Source organism: Hafnia alvei (genome assembly GCF_034424155.1).
Lineage (GTDB): Bacteria > Pseudomonadota > Gammaproteobacteria > Enterobacterales > Enterobacteriaceae > Hafnia > Hafnia alvei.
This window is the reverse complement of sequence record NZ_CP139992.1, coordinates 1889776-1903466: the sequence shown is the minus strand read 5'-3', so window position 1 is coordinate 1903466 and position 13691 is coordinate 1889776. Positions and strand designations below refer to the sequence as shown.

Genomic DNA, 13691 nt, shown 5'->3' with positions numbered 1-13691 from the left:
ACCGAGCGCTGATGATAAAATAGAGCTAAGTTCGGCTCCCTCCCCTGCGAAGGGGAGGGTTGGGGTGGGGTCATTTCAATGGGGCAATATCAAAGTTACACCGTAACACTTTCCACCAGCGCCATTTCTTCGCTGCTTAACAGCTTTTCAATATCAACCAAAATCAGCATACGCTCGCCCAGTGAACCTAAACCAGTAAGGTATTCGGTGGATAACGTGACGGCAAATTCAGGGGCAGGACGGATCTGATCGGTGGTTAACGACAGCACGTCAGATACACCATCCACCACGATCCCAACCACGCGCTGGCTAAAGTTGAGCACGATCACTACGGTATTATCGTTGTAGGTCACGTTTTCTTGTAAGAACTTCACACGCAGATCGATGATCGGCACAATGACGCCGCGTAGATTGGTGACACCTTTGATAAACGCAGGCGTATTAGCAATACGCGTGACCTGATCATAGCCACGGATCTCTTGTACTTTTAAAATATCGATGCCGTACTCTTCATCGCCGAGAGTGAAAACCAGAAACTCCTGCCCTACAGTTTCTCCCGCCAGTTTGGTTACAGAAGCCAGTCCTGTCATGTTAGTTCACCTTTATGCACAAATTACTTGGGTATAAGAGCCAGCAGTCACCTGCTGGCTAAAATAAAACGTTCACGCTATGCCGCAGATACCGCGACGCGTTTTTCACGGTTGATGTTCTGCAACGCGGCGACGTCCACAATCAACGCGACGCTGCCATCGCCGAGGATCGTGGCGGCAGAAATCCCTGGTACTTTTCGATAGTTGGTTTCCAGATTTTTCACTACCACTTGGTGCTGCCCAACGAGCTGATCAACCAGCAACGCATAGCGACGTCCCGCACTTTGCAAAATGACCACAATGCCCTGCATGGCATCGGTTTTAGCCCCTTGCACTTCAAACACGCTGTACAGTTCAACCAGCGGTAAGTATTCGCCGCGCACTTGCAGCACGCGCTCTCCGCCCGCTAACGGATAGAGATCTTCTTCACGAGGCTGAAGGGATTCCATCACCGCATTTAATGGCAGAATGAAGACTTCGTTATTCACTTTAACGGACATGCCGTCGAGAATTGCCAGCGTTAACGGCAACACGATGCGGATCGTGGTGCCCTTCCCACCCTGCGATTGAATTTCTACGTGGCCGCCCATCTCCTGAATATTTCGCTTCACAACGTCCATACCCACGCCGCGTCCAGACACATCGGTGACCTGTTCTGCGGTGGAGAAGCCCGGCGCGAAAATCAGCAATCCAACTTCGTCGTCGGTCATGCTGTCGCTTACCGCCATTCCCTGAGAACGCGCCTTCGCCAAAATACGCTCACGGTTGAGCCCTGCACCGTCATCACGGACTTCGATGTAGATATTGCCGCCCTGATGTTCCGCAGAAAGCGTCAGATTTCCTACCGCGCTTTTTCCCGCAGCGACACGAACTTCTGGTGTTTCAATGCCGTGATCGAGACTGTTGCGTACCAAGTGCGTTAACGGATCGATAATGCGTTCAATCAGGCTCTTATCTAATTCGGTTGAGCTTCCGAGCAAGGTAATTTCTACCTGCTTGTTTAGCTTGCTGGCTAGATCGCGTACCTGCCGTGGGAAGCGGCTGAATACGTACTCCATCGGCATCATACGAATCGACATCACCGACTCTTGCAGGTCGCGCGCATTGCGCTCTAGCTGACCAAGGCTGTTGAGCAAATCGCCGTGCTCTACCGGATCGAGCATGTCTGAACGCTGCGCGAGCATAGACTGGGTAATTACCAGCTCGCCAACCATGTTAATCAGCTGATCGACTTTCTCCACGGCAACGCGAATACTGGTACTTTCAGCCGCTTTGGCTGGGCGTTTTGGTGCTTCGGTCTGCCGCGGGGCGGCCTGCTCAGGAACCAGTTTTAATTCTGGTGCTGCGGCTGGTGATACAGGCTGAGCGGGAACAGCTGTATTTTCAGCCGGCGCTGTCGCACCGTGATTAAACGAAATTTGCTCAGGTTCCAACACAAAGCAGAGAACGGCGGCAATATCGTCTTCGCTGGCTGTGGTTTCCAGAATAGCGTCTAATCCGTGCTCGGTTTCAGCGTGTTGGCGGATAGTGCCTAAATTGCCCAGTTCTTCCAGCATCAGCGGTACTTCTTGCGAATTCAGCCCGCATAGGGAAAGAGAAATACACCCTTCTGGCACCGCCATTTCGCCGGTTTCGTTATTGTTGCCTGCGATAGTTGCACTCTCTTGCGCGACCACTTTGAGATGTTGGGCGTCGGCGGCCTCGGGCTCATTGGTTTCTTGAGCTTCTAACGCCAGTTGCCTTAATGCCTGACAGATATACTCAAAACTAGCGTGATCGGGATCCTGAGTGGATTTATAGGCATCGAGCTGGTCCTGCATAATATCTTTGGTTTCCAGAAACAGGTTGATGATATCAGTGCTCAGTCGCATTTCATGACGACGTGCACCATCGAGTAAGTTTTCCAGCAAATGGGTGGTTTCTTGCAATATGTTGAAACCAAACGTCCCCGCGCCCCCTTTGATGGAGTGCGCGGCACGGAAAATCGCATTAAGTTGTTCAATATCTGGCTCTTCAGGATCCAGCTCCAACAGGTGCTGTTCCATATCTGCCAGCAGTTCGTCGGCTTCATCAAAAAATGTTTGATAAAACGCAGTAATATCCATGCTCACAGGTCACCTCTTTTCGGTCGGTGTTGTTGTAATAATGTGGTCATTCATCGGTGCTAATGGACTGGCTTGCACCGGCGACGCCTGTGGCGCAAGGTTTACCGCGCCTCCTACGCTCCACTGCTTCATTGCCGCAGGATTAGAAAAATCCATCTCCTGACTTTCTGAATTCTCATGTTCAATGTTGTGCTGGGCGCTTTTGTTTAACACTAAAATACTGATACGACGGTTTATCGCAGCGTCACTCGATTGGGATTTCAAACTCATGGTGTCGGCCATGCCGACCACGCGCAGAATTTTTCCTTCGGCAAGTCCACCGGCGATCAGCTCGCGGCGCGATGCGTTGGCGCGATCGGCAGATAGCTCCCAGTTGCTGTAGCCTCGTTCGCCGCTGGCGTAAGGCAAGTCATCCGTGTGTCCCGACAAGCTAATTTTGTTCGGCACATCATTCAGAATCGGCGCAATGGCATGCAAAATATCGCGCATATAGGGCTCAACTTTGGCACTGCCGTTTTCAAACATCGGGCGATTCTGGCTATCAATAATCTGAATACGTAAACCTTCGTCCATCATGTTAATCAGCAAATGCGGCTGTAATGCTTTTAGTCTTGGATCGGTCAGGATGAGCTGATCGATCTGTTTGCGCAGTTTTTTAAGCCGTTCGCTGTCTGCTTTGGTGGCTGGGTCCGGCATGGATTTCGCAACCTCGCCCTCTTTTTGCATCATGTCGTCACCACCGCCAGGAATTGGGCTGGTGCTGGCGCTTGAACGGTCGCCGTGAGTTAACGCAACGGCTAACGGCGTTCGAAAGTACTCAGCAATCTTGGTCAGTTCTTGCGGGCTGGCGATGGCCAGCAGCCACATCACCAAAAAGAACGCCATCATTGCCGTCATAAAATCGGCATAGGCAATTTTCCATGAGCCGCCATGATGCCCCCCCTTATGGGAGGACTTCCGTTTTTTAACCAGAATTATCGGGCGGTTGCCATTTTTCATACTTCCTCTTCCACCGCCGACTGTTGTACCGCAGGCGCTTTCACCTGACGCACATGCTCTTCAAGTTCGATAAACGAAGGGCGCTCGGTGGAGTACAGCGTTTTACGTCCGAATTCGACCGCAATTTGTGGCGCGTAGCCATGCAGGCTCGACAGCAACGTGGTTTTCACGCACTGCATCATCTTGACGGTTTCGGCACAATTTTGGCGCATCAAAGACGCCAGCGGAGAAACGAATCCATACGCCAGCAGAATCCCCAAGAACGTACCGACCATCGCATGAGCAATCAGCGCGCCCAGCTCTGCGGCAGGACGATCGGCTGAGGCTAAGGCATGAACAACGCCCATGACCGCAGCCACGATGCCAAAGGCCGGCAGCGAATCCCCGACCATCGCCAAGCTGTCTGCCGGACCTTCAGCCTCGCTTTCGAAGGTTTCAATCTCTTCGTCCATCAGCGCTTCAATTTCAAAAGCATTCATGTTGCCGCTTACCATCAATCTCATGTAGTCCGTGATGAACTCGATGAGGATCTTATCGGCAAGAATTCGGGGATAATTAGAGAAAAGTTCACTTTCTTGTGGGTTTTCAATATCGCGTTCGAGTGTGAGCATGCCTTGCTGGCGCGCTTTCGCCAGTAAGAGGTACATCAAACCCATGACATCCATGTACAGTGCTTTGTTATATTTAGCACCGCGCCCCAGCTTGGGCAGCGTGCGCAACGTCGCTTTGATGGCTTTGCCGTTGTTGCCAACGATAAATGCGCCAATACCAGCACCGGCAATGATGAGCAGCTCAGCGGGCTGATACAGAGCACCAAGATGCCCCCCAACGATCATGTAACCGCCAAGCACGGCGATAGTTACAACGGCATAACCCAATAGAATAAGCACGCGAATTCCTTAATGCTTAGAATGGAAATTGGGTGTAACGCGCTGTCCAGAAGGACGGAGAAGAAGAATTCAGAAGCCGTCAGATGACGGCTCGAAAGGAAGTTAACCGGTGGTTTAGCTAAACAATAGCCTTCTTGCTACCCCACCGATCGTCGACCTATAAGACTGATTGCCTCAATCAAGTTACACCACGCGTTTCTCTTGCTCATTGAGCAATTGTGGGAACATATCGGCAAGATTGTCAGAAAGTTTACGTTTTTTTATCGCACGTGACGGTGGTTGGCACAAACTGCAAACAAACGTGCTGAGCGGTTGATGCGCATGCGCAATAAATGAGCCACCGCAGCAAGAGCATGGAGAAGACTCCAGCATCCCGCTATCCACAAAGCGAACCAATGTCCAAGCGCGTGTCAACGCCAAAACAGGCTGTTCACCCGGCATGACAGGGCATTGTTCAAGATAGAGTTTGTAGGCACGTATCACTGCCTCCACGCCACGACATAATTTACTGTTAATCATGAAGGCATAGACGTTATAGAACATCGAAGAATGAATGTTCTGTTCCCACGTCATAAACCAATCAGTTGAAAACGGTAACATGCCTTTCGGCGGAGGACTGCCTCGCAGCTCTTTGTAGAGCCGAATAAGGCGACCGCGGCTCAATTGCGTTTCACTTTCTAACATCTGAAGGCGGGCCCCCAGAGAGATAAGCTCCATCGCTAGCTGAATGTCGCGTGCTTCCTGAATAATGCTTTTTTCACTCATTATCAGACTCTTTTGTGAGGGGGGCAGGCATCTGTTGGCGAGAGCTGCTTCAGCAAATGGCTGGAAAGCATAATTCCAGTATGTATCTGCTGGAGATCGTCAACACGAGACTCTTGCGTCAATTTTTGAATCGTTTCATGGTCGCTGAAACGGAACTGGCAAACCAACTGGTTAGTTTCAGCTAATTTAACCATCTGTGGCAGGGTTAAGAGAGCCAATGAATCTGCCATTTCATTGTTGATCCCCAGCCTGAACATCGCTGAAGCCTTCTCTTCGTGAATTAGACGCTGTGCTAATAACAAATATGACAAATTGATGTCATAAATATGCTTGAGTATTTCAGAGGTACTCATTACTCCCCCCTGTAAAATTTGTTTGCCAACATAATGAAACGCACCATTAACCTGTAACGCTCTAGAGGAGCGAAAAAGTAATGGCGCCTGATAACTATCTACTCAAATGAAAGCCTGACCCTATCAGAGGTCACCCCCTTAAAAAGCGGGGAATTCAACCGTAATATCTTTGGAGGTTGTATCTTAGATGTACAATTTTTCAGACTTACAATATCTAGGAATTTTACAAGCAAATAAGAATATTCCTGATTCGTGGCAACTCTACCCCCGTTTAAGAGATATATACAACGAGCGCCTCAGGTTAATTTGAGAAAAACGTGACACAGATCACATAAAATCAGTAAATAAATATTACGAATGATTTAATAGTTCATTAATGCGTCAAAGATTGCGACCTCTTCATCGAGGCGCTAAGCGATTGAATCTCAAACACATCACATACAAAAAACACATAAAAAAAGCAGGTATTTCGAGTTAAAAATCATTAAATCTTAAATTAAAAGCTTAAAACGCTACTTATATAGCTTTTGTAGATATTTAGCCCTACATCCATGTTGAAAGTATGTTTTCTATAAATAACCCATGTAAATTATGTTGCTGCTAGTATGGATTTTCACTGCCATTTACAGCATTAAAACGAAACATCATTTTATAATTTTAAGCTATCTTTTTCCCTATGTAGAATAACAGTGAATAATGTGAAATACGTCACGGTGTAATCGGTTTCATTGCAGACTAAAACCAACTTAATACCTTTCGATTTATGTTTTATTCGGCCTATTTTCGCCTCATTAATACCTATAGACTCAATATTTATATGTAATTGCATAATCTATTTTTGTTTTCAAATACGTTATCCCTAACTCTTTATGGCAATACCCTCCAACATGAATAACCATAAAGAGTTAGTGGTAATGCATAACTCACGCATCAATACATTCCCTATATCCGCCTTTTTATGCCCTCCTCGCCCACGATGATCCGCAGTCGCTGGATTAGACATAAGTGCTATTTTCCGATGAGGTAAAACTGGTTGTGATTTTCCCCACAGCTTGACTGTGGTCTATTCTTTATCATGGTTATATTGTCATAGGGAATGGAGGCAGATATGAGCTACAGGAGAGTACTCGTTGCCGTTGCTCAAGCACCGGACAGCATCAAACTCGTTGAAAAAGCCATCGCAATCGTTCGCCCCTATCAGGGTGAAATTACACTACTAACCTTGTGCAATGAGGCCGACCTTTGCTCCAGTTTTGCGGGGTCGATGCTGGGCTCCTTACGTGAGCTTATTCATGAAGAGGCCAATCTGTTTTTAGAGCAGCTACGTTCACAGGCAGACTATCCGATTAGCCGCACAATCATTTGTAACGGCGAGTTGGCTGATGGCGTGATTTATGCTTGTAACGAGAGCCCAGTGGATTTAGTGATTTGTGGTAATCACTGTGAAGGGTTCCTAAAGCGCATTTTAAACTCGGCAACCCACATTATCGACAAAACGCATACGGATGTTTTAATCGTGCCGCTTTAAGGGCGATTCCTAATTTCTGCCTCGTTTGGATACTTATCCACCAGCAAGGCAAAGACATTAATGCCGTGAGGGTCATTTTTGGCTAATCTTGATCGGGTTATACACTATAAAGAAGCAGATCGACTCAGTCTGCTCACTGCAATGTCGTAGGAGAACACCCATGGATCAAGATTTACAAGATGCGGGTTACCGCCTGTATCACGGCACAGAAATTGACGTCTATTTTAATCTCAGCATTTGCCAACATTCCGGCAACTGCGTCAGAGGAAATAGCAACCTATTTAAACTGAACCGTCAGCCTTGGATTATGCCTGATAACGTCGATGCCAAAACCGTGATGAGCGTTATCAATACCTGCCCCAGCGGCGCACTGAAATATCGTCAAAAATAGGGAGCTTACGGTGGAAATTCTTGAAGGTAACAACAATTTTTATGTGAATGATGCTCAAGGCAACTTGATTGCTGAGGTTGTTTTTGTGCCGACAGGCGAACATCTGGCCATTATCGACCACACCGACGTAGATGAGAGTTTGAAAGGCCAAGGCGTTGGTAAGCAATTAGTCGCCAAAGTGGTTGAGAAAATGCGTAAAGAAAATCGCAAAATTATTCCACTGTGCCCGTTCGCCAAGCATGAGTTTGACACCACGCCAGAATATCAAGATATCCGTGCCTGATTGTTTTTTGCTTTGGCGTCATGATAGGTCTTGAGCCGTTTACTCTCGGCGAGCACCAAATGCTCAAGACAGAAAAGGAATTCACATGCGTAGTTTTAAAAGTCATCTGTTTAAATATGCTATCAAGCGCCATTTTGCTCAGGCCGATCTAGACGATGTGGCTACTATGCGCAAACAAATGGATGAATTGGGAGAACGACTCCCTCTCGCTCCAGGGACGCACCTTGAAAGCGTTGAGCCATCTGGCATTTATGCTGAATGGCTCACTCCATCCAATGCTCACTCGGATGCCGCGATTCTCTATTTGCACGGTGGCGCCTATCACATGGGGTCATGTTCCAGCCACAGATCGATGGCGTCATTTATTGCAGATGCCGCCAAAATGCCTTTATTGTTGGCCGATTATCGCTTAGCGCCCGAATCGCCTTATCCCGCCGCGCTCAATGATGCAGAAACCGTTTATCGTTGGTTGTTGACCCAACCAAAAAATAATCCTAAACGCATTTTTGTGATGGGCGATTCCGCCGGTGGCGGATTGGCCTTGGCACTAACTCTGCGGATAAAATCAGATTCAGCGCTTCCTCTTCCCGCAGGCGTTGCCGTTTTAAGCCCTTGGGTCGATCTTTCGATGAGCGGTGAGTCAGTAAAAACACGCCTCACACGCGATCCTTTTTTTGCACACCATCTCCATCAAGCTGAGCGCTGTGTAAACGCGTACAGTGGTACAGCTGCGTTGACCGATCCGGGCGTGTCTCCACTATTCGGTGATTTAGCTGCGTTTCCGCCGTTATTGATTCAGGTGGGAAGTGAAGAGATTCTGTATAGCGATGCCGAACGTTTTGCCCAAAAAGCCGCAAGCGCCGGTGCTGACGTGCATTTATCTCGTTGGCAGGGGATGTGGCATGTTTGGCAATATCTGGTGCCGCGCATGAAAGAGTCTCGATTGGCGATTGCCGAGATTGGTGATTTTTGCCGTAAACAGCTTAAATAAAAAAGGGAGTGGCTACGTATGCCAACTCCCTCAACAACGGCGGTCGTCTTCGCTGATTAAACGAATTTTTTCGCCTGATCCAATACCATGCCGCACACTTTGGTTTTAATTTTCGCCTTCATGTCGGTCGTCAGAGAACCTAAGTTGTTCAGATCAACATCATCTTTACCCTGCAGATCCAAAATTCCGTTCAAACCATTCTGGTAAGATTGGCTTTCAGTTTGCGTACCCAATTTGTTCAGCAGAGAATCTTTAACAGATTCAATCTTTTGATTACCCGCTGCCAGCACGTTGTTCTGCACGCAGTAGCTCAGCACGCCACCAATGTTTGCACTGCTGGTAGATTGTAATGCCTGCGAGTTCCCGCCCATCAATGAACCCAACGCGCCGCCCAGCAACGATGTGCTGTTTGCGCCAGTAGAAGTATTCGCACTGCTAGACGAAAGCTGTTCGCTTGCGCTTTTCAGTGAGCCCATGAGATCTGCATGAGCTGCGTTCATACCCATAACACCGGCTAAAATCAGGGCCGCACGGCTCAGTTGTTTTAATTTTTGGTTCATATTTAACCTCATTCTCTTAGTGAGACGGATAATAGGATTGCCTCTGAGAGAGATCAATATTTGTTTAATATAATCCATCTATTAAAGAATAATCTGTATCTATGGTTCATTATCAGTACAATGCACCAGAGAATTCTCACTAATCCTCATTTTCATTGTCTGGTGGTATCGCAGAAAACCGTCATGTTCAGGCCTAGAGCGCCTATGCGATAAGAGATGGAGTATTTTTAAGCATCATATTTTCAATTGTTACATTTATTTCAATGATAATTGAAGTGCGAATAAATGTTTCATTTTCCTGCCTTTCCATCCAGTCTCTTTTATAGTTAGCGCATTCCAGCTTCTCGCTTTTAATATTTTGTTTTCTACTGGCAGAACTATGCGCAAAAAAAGCCCATCGAATTCACGTGGCAATTATTTTCAAGGACGATTTGTTCTCATCTGTTTTGGTATCGTCGTTTTTCTTGTTCTTCTACTTGGCAGAGTGGGCTATCTGCAGTTGATGAACCATCCCCTACTGGAAAAAGAAGCCGACCAGCGTTCGCTGCGCTCGCTTATTACTCAGCCACTGCGTGGCACGATAACCGACCGTGAAGGCCAACCGCTGGCCGTTAGCGTGGCATCAAATGATATTATTGCCGATCCTATTCACGTGCTTGAACGCGATCCCAACCTCACCAGTGCACAATGGCCTTATCTCAGCACAGCCCTTTCTATGCCAGAAAGTGACATTAAAGCGAAGATATTAGAAAACGCCCACAAGCATTTCCTCTATCTTGGCCGTCAGGTTGAATCAAATATTGCTGAATATGTGAATAAACTGCACATCTACGGCATTACGACCCCAGCAGATTCTAGCCGTTATTACCCGATGAGCGACGCCGCCTCTAACCTGATTGGTATCGTCGGAATGGATCAACAGGGGCTGGATGGCATCGAAAGCGGATTCAATAACCTGCTACAAGGCAAACCGGGGCACCGCGTGTACCGTAAAGATCGCTACGGCAACGTGGTGAGCCTGATGGAGGACGATCCTGCGCAGCAGGCTCCAACGCTCAGCTTGAGTATCGACCGCTATTTGCAGTACGCGCTTTATTCCCATCTGCGCGAAGGCGTGCTGCTCAATAAAGCCGATTCTGGTGCAGCGGTACTGGTGGACGTGAACACCGGTGAAATTTTGGGCATGGCGAGCTATCCATCCTACAACCCGAATAACTATCAGGGCGTACCGCAGAAAGATATGCGCAACGTGGCGATCTCTGACAGTTTTGAACCAGGTTCAACGGTAAAACCTCTGGTGGTCATGGCGGGCTTAGAACGTCATTTGATCCGTCCTGATTCGGTTATCGACACAACGCCTTATCCCGTTAATGGGCACTTGATTAAAGACGTGGGTCACTGGTCACGCTTAACCATTACCGGCATCTTGCAAAAATCGAGCGACATCGGCGTGTCACATATTGCGCTGGCGATGCCGTCTGACGTACTAGTGAATCTCTATCATAGCTTCGGCTTAGGGGTATCCACCGGTCTGGGCATCGGCGGCGAAAGCAGCGGCTATTTCCCGTTACACCGCGAACGCTGGTCTGATATTGAACGCGCAACCTTCTCCTTTGGCTATGGCCTGCGCGTCACACCGCTGCAGATGGCGCGTGAATATGCCACCATCGGTTCTTTCGGCGTTTTCCGTCCGGTATCTATTACTAAAGTCACCCCGCCGGTATTAGGGACACGGGTCATGGATGAAAAAACAGTGCGCACCGTCGTTCATATGATGGAAAGTGATGCTCTACCCGGCGGTAGCGGCGTAACTGCCGCCGTTCCGGGCTATCGTCTTGCGATAAAAACCGGTACCGCCGAGAAAATGGGCGATACGGGTAAATACGACGGCGGCTACGTCAACTATACGGCTGGCGTCGCTCCCGCCAGCGATCCTCGCGTTGCATTGGTGGTGATGGTCAACCACCCTAATGCAGGCAAACACTTCGGCGGTTCAGTAGCGGGTCCGGTGTTCGGTCAAATTATGGGCGACGTATTGCGCCACATGAATATTCCTCCCGATGCCTTAACTGAACAGCAGGCTATCAATTTAAACAACCAAACGCTGACACATAATATACAAAGCACCAACATCGTTCACAAAGGCGCTTAGCCCGACTCATACCGGATGATATCAACCACGTTGGTGTCATCCGGTGAGGGTGGTTTTTTGTTCTGTTAACCCTCTGAGCACTCAAACTTTTCACTGCAAACCCCGACAAAATTTCTGCAATTCGCTGTACTATAAAATTTGCCTCCTAAATCACACAAAGAACCCGCAGTTTCTGTTGCTATTCGAGCTCGCTCGGCATATCTTCTTGCAGCTTTGTGTCTCGACGTTAGGCATAGCGCAAAAAGTAAAATGGAAACTCCCCCATGACACACCAGAGACAATGATGACAGTGACCGTCAACATGCGAGTGGAGATGTATCCCGCGGTTAACTTTGGTGCCCTGCACCCTTTCAGATAATAAAAATGAACTTTACATCAAATCCTTTTGAGCCAAAAAATAAGGCTCGTGAACTACTGAGCCCTTATACCCTGCTCTATTTTGTTCTCGCCGCGCTGATTAATCTGGGCTTAGGCTACGAATTTAGCGCTATTTACGCCGTTGGTCTCGGCTGTTTCTTCTTACTGCTCGGCAGCTACTTACCACGTCTGCAAAAAGCAGTGCTGTTTGTCTGCACCTTAACCGCAGCATTTTACTATCCGTTTGGCCGCGTTTTCGGCCCGCCAAACTTCAACTCGATCCTCTCGCTTTACTCAACTAACCCAGAAGAAGCCGGTGAGATGATGCAGATTTTTCCCTATTGGGACTATTTGATCGCCGTCTTTATCCTGATCCTCGGCATCTTTATTTTGCGCAGAAAGACAGTGCAAATACGCCGTTGGACAATGGCTAAATCTTTGTTCTTATTTGCTTTCGTAGGTGCTTTACTGTTAGCGCCAGTGACAAACCTGCGAGCCGGTGGCGAATTCAAATTAAGCGATACCGGCTATCCGGTGGTGCGTTTTGTCGAAGACGTATCGCACGGGAAGAAAGAAGTTGAAGCCGAGATGGCCCGCATGAAAGAGCTATCTTCTGTGCCAGCCACTTGGCATGTAGACAGCGTTAAAGCCAATCGCCAAGTCTATGTGCTCGTCATTGGCGAAAGCGCCCGCCGTGATGCCCACGGCAGTTTTGGCGGTAAATGGGCCAATACGCCGTTCGAGAGCCAAGTTCCGGGCGTATTCTTCAACGATTATCTTTCTGCGGCACCTTCTACGCAGAAATCACTCGGCCAAACGCTGAATCTAGTTCGTGACGGAAAACCTGAGTACCAAAACAGTATTATTACGTTGGCCAAATCTGCGGGCTTTCATACCTATTGGTTTTCTAATCAGGGGCAAATTGGGCGCTATGACACCGTGGTGGCTAGCGTTGCCAAGCGCGCAGACGATGTACGCTTCTTGAAGAAAGGTGATTTTGAAGACGGTAAAGCCACGTCTGATTTCGATCTACTGCGCTTTACCGATGATGCTTTGCAGGCAGACACAGAAGGACCAAAACTGGTGGTATATCACCTGATCGGTTCACATCCTAAGGCTTGCGATCGTACCGGTGACCGCTATGAGACCTTTGTTCATTCAAAAGAGACCTCATGCTATCTCTACAGCATTACACAAACGGATAGTTTTCTCAGCCAGCTGTATAACCAGTTGAAAAGTAGCGGACAAAACTTCTCGATGATTTATTTCTCCGATCATGGCTTAGCATTCCATGAGAAAGGCACCAGTAATGAGTTCCTATCTCACGATGATAAATACCAACAAAACTATCAGGTACCGTTAATGATGCTATCTTCTGATGACACGCGTCGTCGGGCGATAAAAGCACGCCGCTCAGCAGAAGACTTTTTAGTGCTGTTCTCTGAATGGACCGGAATTAAAAGCCAAGAAATTGCGGCTAAATATCAGTTTATTTCCAACCAAAAGCGCCCTTCTCCAACGGTAATGAATTTTGCATTAAAGCAGGTGCCTTACAGCTCTTTGGGAAACGATCCTTTTACGCCTAAAGCGACACCGGCGACCATGCATAAATAATTCGCCAATCCGGATTTAATCAGCCCTACATTGCAAACTGTGCTGTGGGGCTTTTTTATATCATCTTATTTTCCGCTAACGCTTACCTATTATAGTTATTTACCGCCCCCACT

13 protein-coding genes are annotated in these 13691 nt (G+C 47.9%); 6 read left to right on the top strand and 7 right to left on the bottom strand.

Going from position 1 to position 13691, the window contains the following annotated elements; all coding sequences use genetic code 11:
* Window positions 1-95: 95 nt before the first annotated feature.
* The 6 genes from cheW to flhD form a co-directional block, all read right to left on the bottom strand.
* The gene (gene cheW, locus U0008_RS08875; protein WP_040046929.1) at window positions 96-590 is read right to left on the bottom strand and encodes a chemotaxis protein CheW; all 495 of its coding nucleotides are present in this window, start codon (window positions 588-590) and stop codon (window positions 96-98) included.
* A gap of 77 nt (window positions 591-667) precedes the next feature.
* The gene (gene cheA / locus U0008_RS08870; RefSeq protein ID WP_043492776.1) at window positions 668-2695 is read right to left on the bottom strand and encodes a chemotaxis protein CheA; all 2028 of its coding nucleotides are present in this window, start codon (window positions 2693-2695) and stop codon (window positions 668-670) included.
* Window positions 2696-2704: 9 nt separating this feature from the next.
* Window positions 2705-3694, bottom strand: a complete 990-nt coding sequence (gene motB / locus U0008_RS08865) for a flagellar motor protein MotB (protein ID WP_025801695.1) — start codon at window positions 3692-3694, stop codon at window positions 2705-2707.
* Window positions 3691-4584, bottom strand: coding sequence for a flagellar motor stator protein MotA (gene motA / locus U0008_RS08860; RefSeq protein ID WP_025801694.1), 894 nt, complete (start codon window positions 4582-4584; stop codon window positions 3691-3693). Before motA ends, motB begins: the two co-directional genes overlap by 4 nt.
* Before the next feature lie 183 nt (window positions 4585-4767).
* A complete protein-coding gene (flhC, locus tag U0008_RS08855; RefSeq protein ID WP_025801693.1) occupies window positions 4768-5349 on the bottom strand; it encodes a flagellar transcriptional regulator FlhC in 582 nt (193 codons plus the stop codon).
* A 2-nt stretch (window positions 5350-5351) separates the two neighbouring features.
* The gene (flhD, locus tag U0008_RS08850; protein ID WP_025801692.1) at window positions 5352-5702 is read right to left on the bottom strand and encodes a flagellar transcriptional regulator FlhD; all 351 of its coding nucleotides are present in this window, start codon (window positions 5700-5702) and stop codon (window positions 5352-5354) included.
* Between the two features lie 1108 nt (window positions 5703-6810).
* Here flhD and U0008_RS08845 point away from each other — a divergent pair.
* From U0008_RS08845 to U0008_RS08830, 4 genes are all read left to right on the top strand, one after another.
* A complete protein-coding gene (locus tag U0008_RS08845) occupies window positions 6811-7230 on the top strand; it encodes a universal stress protein (RefSeq protein ID WP_043492773.1) in 420 nt (139 codons plus the stop codon).
* Window positions 7231-7390: 160 nt separating this feature from the next.
* A complete protein-coding gene (locus U0008_RS08840) occupies window positions 7391-7621 on the top strand; it encodes a (4Fe-4S)-binding protein (RefSeq protein WP_043492770.1) in 231 nt (76 codons plus the stop codon).
* 10 nt (window positions 7622-7631) lie between these two features.
* Window positions 7632-7904, top strand: coding sequence for a GNAT family N-acetyltransferase (locus tag U0008_RS08835; RefSeq protein ID WP_025801688.1), 273 nt, complete (start codon window positions 7632-7634; stop codon window positions 7902-7904).
* Between the two features lie 85 nt (window positions 7905-7989).
* The gene (locus U0008_RS08830; protein WP_043492768.1) at window positions 7990-8895 is read left to right on the top strand and encodes an alpha/beta hydrolase; all 906 of its coding nucleotides are present in this window, start codon (window positions 7990-7992) and stop codon (window positions 8893-8895) included.
* A 56-nt stretch (window positions 8896-8951) separates the two neighbouring features.
* Here the strand turns inward: U0008_RS08830 and U0008_RS08825 are convergent, their stop codons facing one another.
* Window positions 8952-9455: a DUF2501 domain-containing protein gene (locus U0008_RS08825; RefSeq protein WP_072008163.1), complete on the bottom strand. Its 504-nt coding sequence runs from the start codon at window positions 9453-9455 to the stop codon at window positions 8952-8954.
* Window positions 9456-9834: 379 nt separating this feature from the next.
* On the opposite strand from U0008_RS08825, the gene ftsI reads away from it, so the two are divergent.
* Both ftsI and U0008_RS08815 read left to right on the top strand, forming a co-directional pair.
* Window positions 9835-11607 carry a penicillin-binding transpeptidase domain-containing protein gene (gene ftsI / locus U0008_RS08820; RefSeq protein WP_043492765.1) on the top strand — a complete coding sequence of 591 codons (1773 nt, stop codon included), beginning with the start codon at window positions 9835-9837 and terminating at the stop codon, window positions 11605-11607.
* Between the two features lie 363 nt (window positions 11608-11970).
* Window positions 11971-13578 (top strand): phosphoethanolamine transferase, encoded by a 1608-nt coding sequence (locus U0008_RS08815; protein WP_043492762.1) that lies wholly within the window; start codon window positions 11971-11973, stop codon window positions 13576-13578.
* Window positions 13579-13691: the final 113 nt, after the last annotated feature.